Origin of the sequence: Hyphococcus formosus (genome assembly GCF_046736345.1) — a bacterium.
GTDB lineage: Bacteria > Pseudomonadota > Alphaproteobacteria > Caulobacterales > Parvularculaceae > Hyphococcus > Hyphococcus formosus.
In genome coordinates this window covers 2,713,025-2,730,474 of sequence record NZ_CP157210.1, presented here as the reverse complement: position 1 = coordinate 2,730,474, position 17,450 = coordinate 2,713,025, and the positions used below count along the sequence as shown (strand labels likewise).

The 17,450-nt window shown below is 56.8% G+C and carries 17 protein-coding genes; 4 read left to right on the top strand and 13 right to left on the bottom strand.

What is annotated here, in order from left to right:
• The 6 genes from ABFZ83_RS12685 to ABFZ83_RS12660 form a co-directional block, all read right to left on the bottom strand.
• Nucleotides 1-1,812 carry a hypothetical protein gene (locus ABFZ83_RS12685; RefSeq protein ID WP_411816922.1) on the bottom strand — a complete coding sequence of 604 codons (1,812 nt, stop codon included), beginning with the start codon at nt 1,810-1,812 and terminating at the stop codon, nt 1-3.
• A gap of 228 nt (nt 1,813-2,040) precedes the next feature.
• Nucleotides 2,041-3,339: a tryptophan synthase subunit beta gene (trpB, locus tag ABFZ83_RS12680; RefSeq protein ID WP_411816921.1), complete on the bottom strand. Its 1,299-nt coding sequence runs from the start codon at nt 3,337-3,339 to the stop codon at nt 2,041-2,043.
• A gap of 30 nt (nt 3,340-3,369) precedes the next feature.
• Nucleotides 3,370-3,993, bottom strand: coding sequence for a histidine phosphatase family protein (locus ABFZ83_RS12675; RefSeq protein WP_411816920.1), 624 nt, complete (start codon nt 3,991-3,993; stop codon nt 3,370-3,372).
• Between the two features lie 35 nt (nt 3,994-4,028).
• Nucleotides 4,029-4,703: a phosphoribosylanthranilate isomerase gene (locus tag ABFZ83_RS12670; RefSeq protein WP_411816919.1), complete on the bottom strand. Its 675-nt coding sequence runs from the start codon at nt 4,701-4,703 to the stop codon at nt 4,029-4,031.
• A gap of 24 nt (nt 4,704-4,727) precedes the next feature.
• Nucleotides 4,728-5,102 carry a LapA family protein gene (locus ABFZ83_RS12665; protein ID WP_411816918.1) on the bottom strand — a complete coding sequence of 125 codons (375 nt, stop codon included), beginning with the start codon at nt 5,100-5,102 and terminating at the stop codon, nt 4,728-4,730.
• Between the two features lie 66 nt (nt 5,103-5,168).
• Entirely contained in the window at nt 5,169-5,498 is a 330-nt protein-coding gene (locus ABFZ83_RS12660; protein WP_411816917.1) for an integration host factor subunit beta, read from the bottom strand.
• Nucleotides 5,499-5,710: 212 nt separating this feature from the next.
• On the opposite strand from ABFZ83_RS12660, the gene ABFZ83_RS12655 reads away from it, so the two are divergent.
• The 3 genes from ABFZ83_RS12655 (at nt 5,711) to coaBC (ending at nt 9,403) form a co-directional block, all read left to right on the top strand.
• Nucleotides 5,711-6,490 carry a class I SAM-dependent methyltransferase gene (locus ABFZ83_RS12655; protein WP_411816916.1) on the top strand — a complete coding sequence of 260 codons (780 nt, stop codon included), beginning with the start codon at nt 5,711-5,713 and terminating at the stop codon, nt 6,488-6,490.
• 9 nt (nt 6,491-6,499) lie between these two features.
• Complete coding sequence (gene ubiB, locus ABFZ83_RS12650) at nt 6,500-8,065, top strand: 2-polyprenylphenol 6-hydroxylase (protein ID WP_411816915.1); 1,566 nt, start codon at nt 6,500-6,502, stop codon at nt 8,063-8,065.
• Nucleotides 8,066-8,167: 102 nt separating this feature from the next.
• A complete protein-coding gene (coaBC, locus tag ABFZ83_RS12645; protein ID WP_411816914.1) occupies nt 8,168-9,403 on the top strand; it encodes a bifunctional phosphopantothenoylcysteine decarboxylase/phosphopantothenate--cysteine ligase CoaBC in 1,236 nt (411 codons plus the stop codon).
• Between the two features lie 570 nt (nt 9,404-9,973).
• Here coaBC and ABFZ83_RS12640 read toward each other — a convergent pair.
• Genes ABFZ83_RS12640 through ABFZ83_RS12630 form a run of 3 tightly spaced genes read right to left on the bottom strand, consistent with a single transcriptional unit; the run spans nt 9,974 to nt 12,487 of the window.
• A complete protein-coding gene (locus ABFZ83_RS12640; protein WP_411816913.1) occupies nt 9,974-10,660 on the bottom strand; it encodes an RluA family pseudouridine synthase in 687 nt (228 codons plus the stop codon).
• Nucleotides 10,654-11,166: an RNA pyrophosphohydrolase gene (locus ABFZ83_RS12635; protein ID WP_411816912.1), complete on the bottom strand. Its 513-nt coding sequence runs from the start codon at nt 11,164-11,166 to the stop codon at nt 10,654-10,656. Before ABFZ83_RS12635 ends, ABFZ83_RS12640 begins: the two co-directional genes overlap by 7 nt.
• 52 nt (nt 11,167-11,218) lie before the next feature.
• Complete coding sequence (locus ABFZ83_RS12630; protein ID WP_411816911.1) at nt 11,219-12,487, bottom strand: divergent polysaccharide deacetylase family protein; 1,269 nt, start codon at nt 12,485-12,487, stop codon at nt 11,219-11,221.
• Nucleotides 12,488-12,712: 225 nt separating this feature from the next.
• Between ABFZ83_RS12630 and ABFZ83_RS12625 the strand changes: the two genes are divergently transcribed.
• Nucleotides 12,713-13,639: a DMT family transporter gene (locus tag ABFZ83_RS12625; RefSeq protein WP_411816910.1), complete on the top strand. Its 927-nt coding sequence runs from the start codon at nt 12,713-12,715 to the stop codon at nt 13,637-13,639.
• A gap of 31 nt (nt 13,640-13,670) precedes the next feature.
• Here ABFZ83_RS12625 and ABFZ83_RS12620 read toward each other — a convergent pair whose 3' ends face one another.
• Genes ABFZ83_RS12620 through rsfS form a run of 4 tightly spaced genes read right to left on the bottom strand, consistent with a single transcriptional unit; the run spans nt 13,671 to nt 17,403 of the window.
• The gene (locus tag ABFZ83_RS12620; protein ID WP_411816909.1) at nt 13,671-15,122 is read right to left on the bottom strand and encodes a S41 family peptidase; all 1,452 of its coding nucleotides are present in this window, start codon (nt 15,120-15,122) and stop codon (nt 13,671-13,673) included.
• A 27-nt stretch (nt 15,123-15,149) separates the two neighbouring features.
• Nucleotides 15,150-16,376, bottom strand: a complete 1,227-nt coding sequence (locus ABFZ83_RS12615) for a murein hydrolase activator EnvC family protein (RefSeq protein ID WP_411816908.1) — start codon at nt 16,374-16,376, stop codon at nt 15,150-15,152.
• Nucleotides 16,373-16,855 carry a 23S rRNA (pseudouridine(1915)-N(3))-methyltransferase RlmH gene (rlmH, locus tag ABFZ83_RS12610; RefSeq protein WP_411816907.1) on the bottom strand — a complete coding sequence of 161 codons (483 nt, stop codon included), beginning with the start codon at nt 16,853-16,855 and terminating at the stop codon, nt 16,373-16,375. Before rlmH ends, ABFZ83_RS12615 begins: the two co-directional genes overlap by 4 nt.
• Nucleotides 16,856-16,875: 20 nt before the next feature.
• The gene (gene rsfS / locus ABFZ83_RS12605; RefSeq protein WP_411816906.1) at nt 16,876-17,403 is read right to left on the bottom strand and encodes a ribosome silencing factor; all 528 of its coding nucleotides are present in this window, start codon (nt 17,401-17,403) and stop codon (nt 16,876-16,878) included.
• Between the last annotated feature and the right edge of the window lie 47 nt (nt 17,404-17,450).

Genomic DNA, 17,450 nt, shown 5'->3' with positions numbered 1-17,450 from the left:
TCACTGCCCTTTCGGCGGGATCTGGTCATAAGGAAGATAGAGCACTTCATATGGGTAGGCCTGGACCGAGCTATCCACCTGTACCGCAGCAATCGCTGCGTCGATTTCGCCTTGCGAGGCCGGGCGGCAATTGGCGCGTTCGGCGGCCTCCGCGGTTTTGTAGCGCGCGCCGGTTTCCATATTGCAATAGCCTTCATGGTTTTTGCAGGGATCTTGGCACGATGACCAATGGGTCGCATGCTGATTGATAATCATGGTGCGCCCAATCCGCCCGCCATAAGACGGCGACCAAGTCGTCGAGACATAGCAATGCCGCACCGCTTGGCGCATCTTGCATACCTTCCCCTCACGCGCGTAAACCGCATAGCGCGAAAGCGCGCTCTTTGAGGCCGCATCATTATAACGCGCCATGCCGGTGGCATAACCAAGCTCAGTCGGATTTGAGACCATCGACCAAAGCGCGCTCAAATTCGCTTTTGCGCGAAGCGTCTGAACGTAATCGGGGTGCAAATTGGTGTTCCAGACAGTGCCGTCCTTATAGGCCTCAAGATATTGTCCATTCGCCGAGACCTGACGCGGCCCATACTTATCCGTGTAGTTATAAAGCCCGACGACAACCGTTTCTGCACGCGGGCAACGCGCGGAAAGCGTTTCGTTCAACACCCCGCCTATCGTTTTCGCCAGCGCCGGCAGCACATTGTAGTCTTGTGGATATTCGACCTTGCCCCATAGGTTTTTGCCGCACCAATCGCCGTGGGTATCATCGGCCCCGAAATTCTTGCCGAGATAGAACCGTACTTCCTTGCCCTTGACCATAATGCGCGCCGCATAGGTCTGCTGCCGCGCCATTGCAATCGACCGGGTCTCGCGATTGATACATTTTGGGAAAATCGCCTGGCTCTCCGCGCTTGCAGCGGGATTGAGGTAGCGCATACACGCGGTCAAAACGGCGCAATTGAAATCTTTCATGTCGCACAGTTTTCGCTCGCCCAGCTTGGTGGAAGCGGCGCAATGATTATCGAACTTCACGCGCTGAGTAGAAAAATCTGCAAAAACCTTGCGGTGGCTTTGCATCAAGGCCTGCGGGTCACCGCCAGAGAGCTGATTGACGGTCGCGGCGAGCGTCGTCGGAGCACCTTTGCCCTCGGTGAAGGGCTGCCGCAGGGCGAAATCACCACAGATTGATGGGTGTGCGGAGGGTGCTTCGAGATAGGCGTAATGCGCGAGATAATCCGCGGCGGTGACTGGTGCCCCGGTTTGTTTGGCTTGCGCCACTGCGCGGTCGCGGACCTGCTTATCGCGTCGCGCAGCCACTTCTGCCTCAAGCGCATTCCCTGTGGGTTGTGTGTTCGGTGTCGCGCGCCTTGCGGCTACGGCCGGTGCCGAATTTGTGCGCCGTGTAGCAACGGGAGCCGCCGATTTAGTGCGCCCCACATTAGGCAGCCAGTACCAGAAATAATCGTCCCACCCCTGACCAGCGGCGGCACCAGCGCGCATAACCGGTTTACGATCGACATAGCCAATAATTTTTAGGCTTTTCACATAGTTACATTTGGCCGCCACGGCTTCGCCGCTCTTTTTCACGAGCGCAACCATCACCGCTTCGTTTTCAAGATCATCAAGACTTTCAGCGGTAATCGCCATCCCGACCTGTTGGCCACAGGCCCTTTGCGGATTGATCAGTGCCACAATCGACCCGGATCGCGCGATCTCTATATCAGCAGCGTAGGTCCGATTTGGCGTGATCGATATGGCAATCAAAATTGCACAAAAGCCAAAGAAATGAGCGGCACTGAAAAATCTGAATGTCATGAAATCTCCCCCTTCATGCAAGGGCGATCCTGTAATAGCCCTTTCGGGCTGTCAACAGCGCCTGCGCCATCAGCCCTTCGCTTCATGTCCGCAATTCAGCACAAGCGTATATCGAGCAGTATATGGTTGCTACCCACACGGATGATATTATCCGATGCCCATAAGAAGTTAGGCAACTACTATTACCTTTGCGGCGAAAAAACAGGAAAACCAATTAGGGTGCCCAACCTACTCCGCGCCAAGGGCATCCATCACTGAGAAGATGTCTTTGTCGCCGCGGCCGCACATATTCAGCAACAGAATCTGATCCCGGTCCATTTCCTGTGCCTTGTCGATGGCGCGGGCGAGCGCATGGGACGGTTCGAGCGCGGGGATGATACCTTCCAACTTTGCACAGAGCTGAAACGCGTCGAGGGCCTCTTGGTCGGTGGCGGAGATGTAATTCACCCGGCCCGTTTCATGAAGCCATGAATGTTCGGGGCCGATGCCCGGATAATCGAGCCCGGCTGAGATCGAATGGGCATCCTGAATTTGGCCATCCTCATCCTGAAGGAGGTATGTCCGGTTACCGTGGAGTATGCCCGGACGCCCGCCCGTGAGAGACGCCGCGTGTTGATCGGTTTCAACGCCATGGCCCGCCGCTTCGACGCCGATGATTTCAACGTCTTTGTCGTCGAGATAGGGGTGGAACAGGCCAATCGCATTTGAGCCGCCACCGATACAGGCCATGATCGCGTCGGGCAGTCTGCCCTCTGCCTCGACCATTTGTTCTTTGGATTCGTGACCAATCACCGATTGGAAATCACGCACGAGTTCGGGATAGGGGTGGGGGCCGGCGGCCGTACCGATAATATAAAAAGTTGAGTCCACATTTGTTACCCAGTCGCGCAAAGCGTCGTTCATGGCGTCTTTCAGGGTCCCACGGCCAGAGGTCACCGGTACGATCTCTGCGCCCAATAGCTTCATCCGAAAGACATTGGGTTTTTGCCGCTCGACATCGGTAGCACCCATATAGACAACGCAGGGCAGACCGAACCGGGCACAGACCGTGGCCGTCGCAACGCCGTGTTGACCGGCCCCGGTTTCGGCGATGATCCGGGTCTTACCCATGCGGCGCGCCAGCAAAATCTGGCCCATGCAGTTATTGATTTTATGCGCGCCGGTGTGGTTCAGCTCGTCGCGCTTGAGGTAGATTTTCGCGCCTTTCTTACCGGTAGTGCCTGACTTTTTGTCGGCCATACCGCGGCAATACTCTGTTAACCGTTCCGCAAAATAGAGCGGCGACGGACGCCCCACATAATGTTTGAGATAATAGTCCAGTTCAGACCGAAAGGCCGGGTCAGACTTGGCGCGGCCATACTCTTTTTCGAGGGCCAGCACGAGCGGCATGAGCGTTTCCGCAACGAAGCGGCCGCCGAATTTGCCAAAGCGGCCTTCGGCGTCAGGACCGGTACGATAGGAATTTGGGCTCGTTTGTTCTGTCACGGATATGCACTCACTTGTCTGGCCCGCCGGCGGGGGCCGCATTTCGTGCCACACATAGCGCCCGTGGGAAATTTATTCTACTGCGACCGATGGCTGCCCGGCGGCAGAGACCAAATCAATGCGGGCAATGGCCTGCCAGGTCGCGGGATCAATCACATAGATCACGCCGGATGGCACCTCTTCCTCGGTTGCGCGCGGCGTCGCCCCATAAAACGGCGCAATGTTGGAATGGCTCGCGAGGATGATATTGCCGCCACCGGAGGCGATCTCTTCGGTGATTTGCGCCTTAAACGCCGAAACAACGCTCGGGTCTTCGGAAATTTGGGTCTCGCTCATCTCAACCGGTGCGCCAGCGGCCGCAAGCGCCGCCGTATCCCACGAGCGGCACATGGGGCTGGTATAAGCCTTGGCGATTGGCACCTCTTGCGCGCGCAACACCTCGCCTAATCCGCGCGCCTGATAGAACCCGAGCGCATCAAGCCCGCGCCCATCCCCGAGGGTACAGCCAGCGGACAGGCCGAGAGGCGCTTTTTGCCCCGATGGCGAATTGGCATGGCGCATGACCAATACATGACCGCCCGCCCGGAGGGACTGAAACAGCGCCTCGGCTTTATCGGGGCCGTCCTTCGGCGCGGCGTTCGACCCGCCGGTGCATGCCGACAACAGAAAAAATGCTGCGCACAATAAACGCACCATAAATGCCCCTCCCCTTGGCTATAGCGATGTGCCGATCAGGCCCCTTTCGCAGAAGAAATGAAAGCGGAAATAAGCGCCGGGCTCTTTTTGCCGGGCGCGTCTTCTACGCCAGACGAAACATCCACGCCGACAAAGCCCGAATGGTCTTTTTGTGATGCGACGGCGTCGGCCACATTGTCCGGCGTCAATCCGCCCGCCAGAATAAACGGCGTTTCACCCTCATAGCTTGAGACCGCGGACCAATCGAAAGAGACCCCATGCCCGCCGGGACGGCCTGCGCCGGGCGGCGGCTTTGCGTCGAACAAAATGATGTCCGCTGCCCCTTCGAACTCGCTGGCTTTTAAAACATCGTCCGGCTCTGACACGGGCAGCGCCTTGATGATCTCGACCGCAAATTCTTCGCCCAATTCGCGGCACCGCTCGGCGCTTTCATGGCCGTGGAATTGAAAATGGGTCAACAGGGTCGGCGCTTCGGACAATTCTTTCTCGCCCGCGTCCACAAACAAGCCAACCAGCTTGGGCAGGGCAAATCCCTCTTCAAAGCTGGCTTCTTTCAGATCCAAAATGATCTCTTCGGCCTTCTCTGGCTGGATAAAGCGCGGGCTTTTTCGGAAGAAAACAAAGCCCAGAAAGTCCGCGCCAGCGCGGGCCGCAGCGAGCGCCGTTTCAATATCCTTTACGCCGCAGATCTTAACTTGGGGGCCGCTCATAATTTCAGCTCACAAGACATATGCTCACAGTGATTTTGCTTCGAGTTTGGGGGGATCATCCGGATCGCTTTCGTCGTCCGGGGTTTTCGTGGCCGCCTCGGCCCGCGCCGTCATCACCGCGAGCTCTTTTTTGAGGGTCTTGATTTCGCGGCGGTTGTCGCGCGCCTGCGCCCGGGATTCACGCCCTGACAGCCACGAGCCGAAAGACCCGATGGCTAAACCGATGAACAACATCAGCATCAACCAAACCCATAAAAAGATGGGCGGGGTCGATAAAGCCGGATTGTCAGGATTGAACGGATCAAGGCTGATGATAACCGGCGTCCGGTTGGCCACCAGAAAGAGCACCGCGATCACAAGAACCGGCACCCAGATTATCCGAAAGAGCCACTTTTTCATGGTCAATATTGCCGTTCAAGCTCGGTTATGGCGGTATCGATAATACGCATAAGCCCAGACTGACGTCTATTCACCTGAACCATCACTGCCCTGCGATTGCCCGCGGGAGAACCGGCCTTCCGCATTCAGGCGATCCCGCAACTCCTTGCCGGATTTGAAAAAGGGTGCCCATTTTTCTTCGATGTGCACGGCCTCGCCGCTGCGGGGGTTACGCCCCACCCGTGCGGGCCGGTGTTTCACTGAAAACGCCCCAAAGCCCCGTAACTCAACCCGATCGCCCCTTGCGAGGGCGTCTGATATTTCCTGAAACACGATCGAGACAATGCGCTCGATATCGCGGTGAAACAGATTTGGGTTCTCGTCGGCAAGCTTTTGCACCAGTTCCGACTTGATCATAGGCTGCCCCGTTGTTCGACCCGTTTTTATCCCGAATTCGCGATGGTAAGACCTCGCTTTTGCAACACACCCTCCCCATTTGGGTTCCGGAATATGGGTCGGGGCGGCGAGGAATCGAAAACACCGCTGATTTCAACCAGTTAACACTGTCAAAACAGACATGCGGCGTCAAGGCGCTTCTCTATGACCAAGCAAAGCTTTAAGCGTTTTTTATGAACGAAAATGGCGACACAGAAACATCTTTTGGCTTTCGGACCGTAAAGACGGACGAAAAGGCCCGGCTGGTGCGCGGCGTCTTTGATAGCGTTGCGTCGAAATATGACCTGATGAACGATCTGATGTCGGGCGGCATCCATCGGGTCTGGAAGGCCGTTTTGACCGATCGCATCATGCCGCGCCCCGGCGAACATCTTTTAGATGTCGCGGGCGGTACGGGCGATGTGGCGGCCAGCTTTTTGAGCCGCGCAGACACCCGCCCTGGCGCAGACACAAAACCGCGCGCGACCGCAACCCTGTGCGATATCAATTTTGAAATGCTCAAAGCCGGCACCACCCGAAGTGATGCCGCCGCCTTTGGTGACCGGATCACGCGGGTTACCGGCGACGCCGAAACCCTTCCGTTTGCGGATGGTTTTGCCGATGCCTATACTATCGCATTTGGCATTCGTAACGTCACCCATATCGATACGGCTTTGCGCGACGCCTATCGGGTATTGAAACCGGGCGGGCGGTTTATGTGTCTCGAATTTTCGCATCCAATCACCGAGACGATGCAGAAAATCTACGACACCTATTCATTCAATGTCATTCCATGGCTTGGTGAGCGCGTAGCGAATGACCGGGAGTCCTATCAATATCTCGTCGAATCCATCCGACGTTTCCCCGGGCAAGAAGCCTTTGCAGCCAAAATCAAAAACGCAGGCTTTACGCGCGTGAAATATGAAAACCTTTCCGGCGGAATAGCGGCCATTCACTCTGGCTGGCGGGTATAGGCATTTCTCATGATCATTGCACTGACAGATTATGCACGCCTCGCACGCGCCGGTTGGACATTGAGCCGACATGATGCGCTGATCCCGCGAGAATTTGCATATTTGTTGCCGCCACCCATTCGCGTGGTGGGTGCAATCTCGCGCATTGGCGCAAAAGACAAGGAAAAACGCCCCGGCATACGCATGGCCAATGCGCTCGAATCTCTTGGGCCGGCCTATGTGAAGCTGGGGCAATTCATGGCCACACGGCCCGATATTGTCGGCTTTGAATTGGCCAATGATCTTGGCCGCCTGCAAGATAAAATGCCGCCCTTTTCGGACGAGGAAGCACGCGCCGAAATCGAAAGCGCCTTTGGCAAACCGACCGATGCGCTGTTCAGCACGTTTTCAAAACCGCTTGCGGCGGCGTCGATCGCGCAGGCCCACAAGGCCACATTGGCGGATGGCCGAACGGTTGCCGTAAAAATCCTCCGCCCCCAGATTGAACGAAAAGCGAAACAGGAATTTCGCGCATTTGGCCGCGCCGCCAGAGCCATTCGCAAAATCTCGCCGACCGCACGGCGGATGGAGCCTGAAAAGTTTATCGAAACACTCAAGGCCGCGGCGGCCATAGAGCTTGATTTGCGGATGGAGGCCGGGGCCGCATCGGAGCTTGCGAATAATCTTCAATCCGAACCGGATGTCAGAATTCCCGAAGTGGTCTGGCCGCTATCGGCGCGCCGGGTACTGACCATTGAGTGGATCGAAGGCACCCCGCTGGGCGATATTGAAGCGCTTGATGCGCGCGGGATCAACCGAAAAAAGCTGGCAAGGCTGGTGATCGATGTCTTTTTGAAACAGGCCCTTCAGATGGGGTTCTTTCATGCAGACATGCATCAAGGCAATTTGATCGTCGATGAAGAAGGCCGTCTGGCACTGGTTGATTTCGGCATTATGGGCCGCCTGAGCGAAGACACGCGCCGGGTTTTCGCCGAGATCATTTACGGCTTTATCACCCGCAATTATCAGCGCACGGCGGAAGTTCACTTCCAGGCCGGATATGTCGGCAATGGCCATTCGATTGATGCCTTCGCCCAGGCCCTGCGCGCTGTCGGTGAGCCATTACAAGGGCGCAATGCGGCACAGGTGGACATGTCGCGCGTGCTGCAACAATTATTCGACGTGACCGCCCTTTTTGACATGCATTTGCGGCCCGAGCTGGTCTTGTTGCAACGGACCATGGTCACGGTCGAAGGGGTGGCGCGATTGCTCGACCCGGAGATCGATATGTGGGCTGCGGCGACCCCGGTCGTCAAACAGGCCATTCAGGACGCGATCGGCCCCAAGGCCCACGCAGAGAAATTAAAAACCGCAACCACAAAGGCCATGGAAATTGCGCCGCATATACCGACCTATGTGGAGGCCATGGGCAAGGCCGCGCAAATCATTGCCGAAGACCCGGAAGGGTTTAAATCGCGGGACAATGAGAAAATCGAAGCGGCACTAGAAAAGCAAAATCGCAAGACCCGCGGCGCATTATGGTTTGTGGGCGTTGCAGCAATCATTCTGGCTGGCGCAATTTTTTACGCGCTTTAAAATCATCTTTGCCCCGGCCCGCCGGATAGGCAAAAAGACTGGGTTATTCCGCCCGCGCAATGGGTGACTTTATAAAGACGAAAGACTATCTATAGCGACGTTATGGATAAAAATACACAAAGCATTCTTCTTATCATCGGTGGCGGCATCGCGGCCTATAAAAGCCTTGAGCTGATCCGTGAACTATCAAAACGCGGCGTGCGCGTTCGGGCGATCCTGACCCGCGCTGGCGCTGAGTTCATTACGCCTTTGTCCGTGTCGTCTTTGACCGGAGAGAAATGCTTTTCAGAGCTTTTTGACCTGACCGACGAAGCCGAGATGGGCCATATCGAATTATCGCGCGCCGCCGATCTTGTGGTGGTCGCCCCGGCGACGGCGGATCTGATGGCGAAATGCGCCAATGGCCTCGCGAATGATCTGGCCTCCACGGCGCTGTTGGCGACCGACAAACCGGTCATGTTCGCGCCCGCCATGAATGTGCGCATGTGGGAACACAAAGCCACCCAGCGCAATTTTGAATCCTTGAAAAATGACGGCGCGCTCATTGTCGGCCCGACCGATGGCGAGATGGCGTGCGGCGAATTTGGCCCCGGCCGCATGGCCGAACCGACCGACATCGCCGATCAGATCGAGGCGTTTTTCCTAAAAGACACCAATGGACCATTGGCCGGTAAACGGGTTCTCGTCACCGCCGGCCCCACGGTCGAACCGATTGACCCGGTGCGCTATATCGCCAACCGGTCGTCGGGCAAGCAGGGCTATGCCATTGCGGCGGCGCTGCGCAATTTGGGCGCAGAGGTAATTTTGGTCACCGGCCCGACCCATGAACATATCCCCGCCGGGGTTGAAACCGTCCGGGTCGATACCGCCCGCGAGATGATGACTGCCAGCCAGAATGCACTGCCGGTGGATTGCGCCGTCTGTTGTGCGGCGGTCGCGGATTATCGCCCGGCGATTGAAACCGCCCACAAGATCAAGAAAGAACGGGGCGGCCTGACGGATCTTCCGCTTACGGAAAACCCGGATATTTTAAAAACCATTGCCCAGCTCAAAGAAGGTCGCCCGCAATTGGTGGTCGGCTTTGCGGCGGAAACCGATGATGTTCTTGGCCATGCCGAGGCCAAGATGGCCCGCAAGGGCTGTGACTGGATTGTCGCTAATGATGTGTCACCGGGCGCGAACTGCGCCATGGGCGGCACGCGCAACACGGTGATCTTGATTACCGAAAAAGGCGACGAGACATGGCCGGAAATGTCGAAAGACGAAGTGGCCCGCGGCCTCGCCGAACGCATCGCCCAGGCGATCAGTAAACCAACCATCGTCAAAGCCGCGGAATAAGCGGACCCGCGCGTAGGGGTTTTGCCTTGGCGCTCCGTCATTGCGGGCTCCGACCCGCAATCCACCCACGAGCGCACACCCATTCCCCTCTCGCATGATCGCTCGATCCCGGATCAGGCCCGGGATGACGCCCCACGGATAGAACGCCCCTCACCCCACCGTCATTGCGGGCTCCGACCCGCAATCCACCAACAGGCACCACCCCCTCAGCATCGCGCGTGACCGCTCGATCCCGGATCAGGCCCGGGATGACGCCCACGGATAGCGCACACCCTTACGCCACCGTCATTGCAGGCCACGCCCCGCAATCCACAGACAAGCCAAACACGAAACTCCGAACCCAGCACATCAAAAAGAATGTATTCCGCAAGGAATCCCGCATTTGGTTGATAGATATCCACGGGCGTTCGCGCGGCCTTATGGTGGTGGCCGCGTTGAGATGTGACCCATTCCCATTGCGCCAGACCCATGACGGGCGGCGAAACCTCTGAGGGTCCTTTCAGCGCCGGACCGGGCGCTTTTGCGGCCTGGTCGGGCTCTTTGACAATTTGGAATTCGATGGTGTCGGCGCTAACGGCCTAATTTTTTGAGCGCTGTCGCCATCGCGGCGGGCGGTGTGGCCTCGACCATGACCGGATCTTTGTTCTTTGAGATCGGGACAATGATCTTTCGGGCATGGAGCATCATGGGCTGCGCACGGTCATCCGGGGTCTGCTCGCCATATTGTGGATCGCCAATAATCGGCGCGCCGATGGCATTAAGATGTACACGGATTTGATGGGTGCGGCCGGTTTTTGGTTTGGCCTCGATCAGCGCCATATCGTCGGCGCGCGCGATGACGCGATAGGTGGTAACAGCGCGCTGACCGTCATCGGCGATTTCAACGCGCCAGCCATTGCCACGCGATTGCTTTTTAAGCGGCTGGTCAATGGTGCCCGACAGTTTTTCCGGTACGCCGCGCGTGATCGCCCAATAGGTTTTATCGATGCGCCCTTCGGAGAACAAACGATGTAATTTCCGCAATGCCTTAGGATGACGGCCCAGCACCAGACAACCGGATGTATCGCGGTCAAGCCGATGGGCCAGCGCAGGCGGGCGCGGCAGGCCAAAGCGCAGGGCATCGAAATAATTCTCTAGATTATCGCCGCCCGATGGCCCCGCATGAACCGGAAGCCCCGCCGGTTTGTCGATGATCAACATCAGCCCGTCACGATAAAGCAAACGGTCCAGCAGAAAATCAGCGGCGTAGGTCACCATTTCGCCGTTCGCAGAAAATCACGCAGCGGCACAAGACCGGCAATCAGATCATGATAGACATGGCGTTTGAACGGCACGATCAGCTCTGGCGCTTCTTCAAGCTCGCCCCAGCGCCAGTCATCGAACTCCTGCACATCATCGGCACACAGATCGACCTCTTTATCGTCGCCTTCGAACAGCATGGCGACCCATTTTTGGCGCTGGCCTTTCCAGTTTTTCTTTTTGTATTCCGGCGGAAAACGATAGGCGAGCCATCCGGGCGTGATCATCAGCAACCGCGCCGAGGTAACGCCGGTTTCTTCTTTCAGCTCACGGAAGGCCGCAGCGGCAATATCTTCGTCGGCGTCGATACCGCCCTGGGGCATTTGCCAGCGATATAATTCAGGGGTTTCCCCAAGATCGGCGAAATCGCCAACCCGGCGGCCATACCAGACGCGCCCGTCGCGATTGAACAGCACCACACCCACATTGGGGCGGAATTTTTTGAAAAGATCTTTTTGACTCACAAACCTACTCGCAAATGCAAATGCGGTGAGACACCACCGCTTTAGCCTTCCCTTAGCGGGCTACGGCGCTTGTCTGCAATAGGGCGGAGGCGGGCGCGGCGGTTATGCCCTTTTCTTCCAGGCGTCGGCTCCATTCGACGATTTCATCAATGGTCGTCGCATAGGCATAGGTTTTGCCGACGGCACGGCCATCCTGCTCGGCGATCCGTTCCAGCTTGGCAAGCTCTCGCCGGACTTTTGACCGGTCTTCTTTACTTGCAGCGGCAGGAATGATACCCGTTACGGTCGTAATCGGCAGGCCGAGGCCAATCGCATATTGTTTCGCCGCGCCGGTATCATCCACATAGCCGACACCGGCCTCTTTCAATTTTTTCAAGATCGGCACAATCGATGCTTCATCGGCGGAAATTTTTGCGCCCATATAATTTGTCGCCGCGAAATACCCGCCAAAGCGCGACATCAACCAATCCATACGCTGAAGATTTTCCTGCGGGGTGCGCGAGGTTAAAAGCGACGCTGCGCCCAACGCTTGCTGGTTGCCGCCATAACCTTCCATGGGGAGTTCGATCAGCACTTCATGGCCAGCATTGCGGGCTTTCTCTGTCCAGAATTCGAGATCTTTCGCATAGGGTGCAAAGGACAAAGAAACTTCAGGCGGCAGATCATCAATCGCCCGTTCGGTAATTGCGGAATTGAGGCCGAGCCCACCAATGATCAGCGCGATCTTTGGGGTGGAATGTCCGCCATCAAAAGGCTTTGCATAATATTCAACGGCCTTGCGACCGTCGGGCGAAATTTTCGGGATCTGGCCCAATGCGGTCTGGCGCATCAATGCGGCATCAGGATCCGGGATCGGCTGAACCATAGGGCCGAGCGAGGCCAGTTGTGGCTGCGCTGCGGGTTTATCATTGCCGGTTATGGTAATGACGATTTCATCACCGGAATAATCGTCGCCCGAATACTCGTCATCGCCGAACGGATCGTCGAGGCCGGGATAGATCAGCGTCAGTGAATTGTCTTCATCCTGACCAAAGGCATCACCACTCGCGAGCATATCGGTGGTTTCTTCTGCGGGCGCAGAACCGTCGCCATCCCGCAGCGCGGGCACCGTCGCAAGCGGTCCGTTTTTGCGGTGCACTTCGGCGACGCGGGCAACCGTTTCAATCTCGTCAACGGGGAGCGCAATGCGCGCCACGCCGCCACCATTCATGGCATCGCGAATGACGAAGCCGCCAATCGTAACGGTAATAACGAACGCACTCAGCCACGCCCAGGTCAGGCGGCTGAAAACCGGTCGTCGAAATCGTCGGCGGCGCTGCATTCGTTCCTATTCCATTTACCGGGCCATTCTCCCCTGCCCAGCGTCTTAATCTCAGACAAATTACGAAAAATAGGGTTAACCAAATGAAAACAGCGCGCCCCGCGCCCCCATATTTAACCGCCAGCGCGCAAGAAATGCTGCGCATCGCGACAATTCAGCCCCTCGCCGCCGACGCAGGATCAAGGCCCTATAGGCGCAATCGCCCCTTATCGAACGGAAAACCGCGTGACAGCTCCAACCATAGACAATCGCCGGGCCAATTTAATCGGCGGGCTCTGGATGATCGCCTCGATGGCGGCCTTTGCCTTTGAAGACGTTTTTATCAAGGCCGCCTCGAAGACCCTGCCGATTGGTGAGATCTTGATGTTGTTTGGCCTTGGGGGCGCAATAATTTTTGCTTCTGTCCTCATCATCAATAAAGAACCGCTTTTTGTACCGGATGTGATTTCGCCGCCCATGCGCGCACGCGCGGGGTTTGAGATCGGCGGGCGGCTTTTCTATGTGCTGGCGATTTCCCTGACCCCGCTTTCTGCTGCCACTGTCATTTTACAGGCGACACCGCTTGTGGTGGTCGCGGGCGCGGCGTTGTTTTTCGGCGAGCAAGTTGGCTGGCGCAGATGGACCGCTATCATCATCGGCATGGTCGGCGTAATTGTCATTATCCGTCCCGGTGCGGATAGTTTTTCCTTGCTGTCGATTTTGGCGGTTCTTGGCATGTTGGGGTTTGCGGGCCGCGATCTCGCAAGCCGCGCTGCGCCAAAATCCCTCAGCACTGCCATATTAGGCCTTTATGGGTTCCTTGCGGTCATCGTCGCCGGTATTCTGTTTTCGCTCTATCAACGTGTGCCGCTGGTGAGCTTATCAACGGAAACCATGCTTATTCTGGCCGGCTCCATCATTGCGGGCGTTTCCGGTTATGCCTGTTTGATGAAGGCCATGCGGACCGGTGAAGTCTCGGCCGTGACGCCATTTCGTTATTCGCGGCTGTTATTCGGGATCGCCTGCGGGATCGTTCTCTTTGGCGAAACCCTGACCCTTTCCATGATTATTGGCTCGGGCCTGATTGTAGTGTCGGGAATGTTCATCATGGCGCGCAGCCGGGATATGAAAATCAAACCAGCAGGCACAAAAAAGCCGAGGGCAGAAAACTGACCTCGGCTTTGAAATTCAGGTTCGGAATCAATTATTCCGTACGGGCCGCACCCGCATCTGCAAGCGCTTGGCTATAGATCGTTGCGTCGGCCAAGATCTCAAGCGCACGCTCAAGCTGACAGTCGCGTGGTGTCTCGCCATCTTCTTTATAGCCGCACATGAAGGGCTCAACCGCTGGACCATTCGCCGTCGTTGCTTCTTGTTCGCTCTCTAGCTCCTCGACCGTCGCATCAGAAACTTCGCTTTCAGCCGCCAACGCGCCGGGAAGGTCACTTTCGGATGGACGCTCGAACACTTCGTCCTGACCCGGATAAATCACCGGCATTTCGATGTCGGGATCGATACCCATGGCCTGAATTGAGCGGCCAGACGGCGTGTAATATTTCGAGGTTGTCAATCGAAGCGCGCCCTGAAGGCCGTTTTGCAGCGGGATCACCGTTTGAACCGAGCCCTTGCCGAAGGATTTCGTACCCAGCAACAAAGCGCGATTACGATCCTGAAGCGCACCCGCAACGATTTCAGAGGCCGACGCCGAGCCGCCATTAATCAGCACAACAATCGGTTTGCCGTCGAATTTATCGCCAGGGGTACCCATCTCACGCATGGAATCACGCGCCCGGCGCCCACGGGTCGAAACAATCTCGCCGCCATTCAAGAACAGATCGGAAATCGCCACCGCCTGATCAAGAAGGCCACCGGGGTTCGAGCGCAAATCAAGCACCAGCCCTTTCGGACCGCCGGGAATTTCCTTGTCGAATTTTTTCAGCGCCTTGATGATGCCGTCATCAGCCTGCTCGCTAAAGGTCGCGATCCGGACATAACCGAAATCACCTTCGACCCGAGAGACAACAGATTGCACGGTAACGGTATCGCGCACGATCGTCAGATCGAACGGTTCTTTCTCGCGATCACGCACGACCGCAATATCGACCTTGGTGCCTTTCTTGCCTTTCAGCTTGGAAATCGCTTCGTCAATCGACATGCCCATGACATCTTCGCCGTCAATCTTGACAATCAGGTCTTTGGCCTGAATGCCCGCGCGCTGTGCTGGCGTATCGTCGATTGGCGCGACGACTTTGACATAGCCCTTATCGGGGCCTTCATTTTCCATGATGACCTGAATGCCGAGCCCCGCGAACGATCCGCGTGTCTGCTCCTGCATGGTCTTGTAATCATCCGCAGAGAGGTAGTTGGAATGCGGATCCAGCGTATCGAGCATGCCATCAATGGCCCCCTTGATCAGTTCCGCGTCATCGGGATCAGAGACATAATTCTCGTGGACCTGCTCAAAGACCTCACCAAACAAATCAAGCTGCCGGAACGTATCCGCTGAAATCGACGCCCGCGCAAAAACTGCGCTCGATAGGGCACCAAAGACCAACGCGCCACCGCACGCGGCCATAATGAGCGCACCACCGGAGTAACGCTTTCCGCTTTTCAGAGGTTTACCTGACCTGACAGCTTGTTTGGGGCTTTGTCTCATTCGTTCCTACACCTTTATTCGTCTGGCTCATGGTGCCAGACCTTCCATACTCTTACGCGAGAGCCACAACACAGGGTTAACAGGCTCTCCATCTTTTCGGATCTCAAGATCCAATTCCGCGCCCCCGCGGGTCATTTCGGCAATCGGCTCCCCGGCCGCAATATATTGATCTTCCTCCACCAATATACGCCCGACACCTATTAATAATATATGGTAGCCTTCGCCTACGTCCAGAACGATCATATTACCAACTGGCTGCCATTCCATGGCAAAAGCCACTCTGCCCTCAAATGGCGCAGTCACAATCGCCTGATCTCGCGCTGCAAATCTGATTCCTTCGAAGATTCCGCCCTCTGGCCTTGGTTTTCCGAACTGGCCGGTTAACCGACCCGCGACAGGGGGCCGCAGCGCGCCCTTGGCCTGTCCGAACGCTTTTGCCGCCACAAATGGCTCCGGCGCGATGGTCTTGATACTGGGCGGGATGGGCGTGGGCTTGTCCGCAACAGGGCTTTTCTTGGGCACCGGCGGTTTTAGCCGCGGCGTTATCGAATGGGCCAGCCGGGTCAGGCGGTCGATCATCTCGCGCAAGGTCGTTGCCTGCGCCGCAATGCGGGCGGTTTCGCGCTGGGCCGACGCAGCCAGTGCCGCCGCCACATCGCGCTCTTGTTCCTTTTGCGACATCAGGTCAGCCAGAACATCCCGCCGGGCGGCAAGTTCTTTATTCGTCACCGCCAGATTGGCGCGCTCCTGCGCCAGCTCTTCGGCCAGACTTGTCAGCCGTTCAACCGCAGCCCGCAGCCGCGCGGCACGCGCCTCGACCTCGGGCGCAGCATCAGAAAGAAGCATCGCCGCCCGCGCCGCTTTATTCGCATCTTCTGGTGTTACCAACAAAGCCGGCGGGCGCGAAAGTTCCAGCGACTGCAGGGCCGCTAACACTTCGCTTAAATTTCTGCTCTCGGTCTGAAGCGCTTTTTCCGCTTCGGCTTTTTCTATTTCGAGAGAATTGATCGACGCTTCGAGATCGGCAATTTCCCGCTCCGCCTGTTGCAGCGAGTTTGCGGTTTCGATCAACCGGTTGCGCAGCGCGGCAACTTCTTTTTGTTTTGCGGCGACTTCCTTGCGCAGGCGCTTTTCTTCGTCGGCCCGTTCCTTGAGTTGCTGTTCGACCTTTTCCAGATCATCCGCATTCACCTGCGCCACCGCCGAGAGCGGGCAGAGCGACAACAGCGCTACGGCGATAAGGTGTTTATTCATGAGCGATGATAAGGGTGGCCGGACAGGATCGTCATTGACCTATATATTTGCTCTGTCAGCATCGCCCTGACAAGCATATGCGGCCAAGTCGCGGCACCAAATGAGATAGACCGAGCCGCACGCGCCTTAACCGCCGGCCCATGACCATCGGCCCCGCCAATCATGAAGACGAGATCGCCCGCCCCCTGATCGCGCATTTCTCCCATATAGCGGGCTAGTTTTTTGCTTGAGATATTTTCGCCGCGCTCATCCAGCACGATGATCCGCGCATTGTCGGGGGCCGTTTTTAAAAGCAATTCCCCCTCGCGCTGTTTCAAGGCATCACCGGAAAGCGCTTTTGGCGCTTCGGCTTCGACCAGCTTTACATCGCCAAAACCAAGGCGTCGCCCCATCGCTTTCGATCGGGAGAGATAATCATCCACCAGCGCGCCTTCGGGACCGCCGCGCATTTTGCCGATAGCGGCGATCACAATTCGCATAGGTCTTTACCGCCTGATGATTAGGCGTCTGCTTTGGCTGCGATATGGGCAGCTTCTGACCAAACGCGCTCGAGGTTATAAAACTCACGAACTTCTGGTCGGAAGAGATGCACAATGACATCTTCCGCGTCGATCAGTACCCAGTCACAAGCGCTCGCACCCTCAACTTTCGGATTGGCAAGACCCGCGGCCTTGAGGCAGCTCACAACCTTGTCGGCCATCGCGCCGACATGACGTTGTGAACGGCCAGAAGCAACCACCATCGCGTCAGCAATATCCGTTTTGCCGACAAGATCGATGGTGACGACATTCTCAGCCTTATCGTCTTCCAGTTCTTGCAAAATGAGGGAGAGAATTTTCTGACTGCGCTGTTCAGGAGAGAGGTTAGCCAAAACGGCCTTACTCTTCTGATCGTTGCCGTCTGTCTCATACAGGTCTGTCCTGTCTGAATCTCGAACGAGCCCAAGTGCAGCCTTACCGGTGGCTGCCGTGCCGTGCTGTGCGTCCAGCGTATTTCTCCATTCACTACGCGGGAAAAGCTCCCGCATTAACAATATAATGCCGTTCCGGCACCGCTCCAACCACTGGGCAGAAA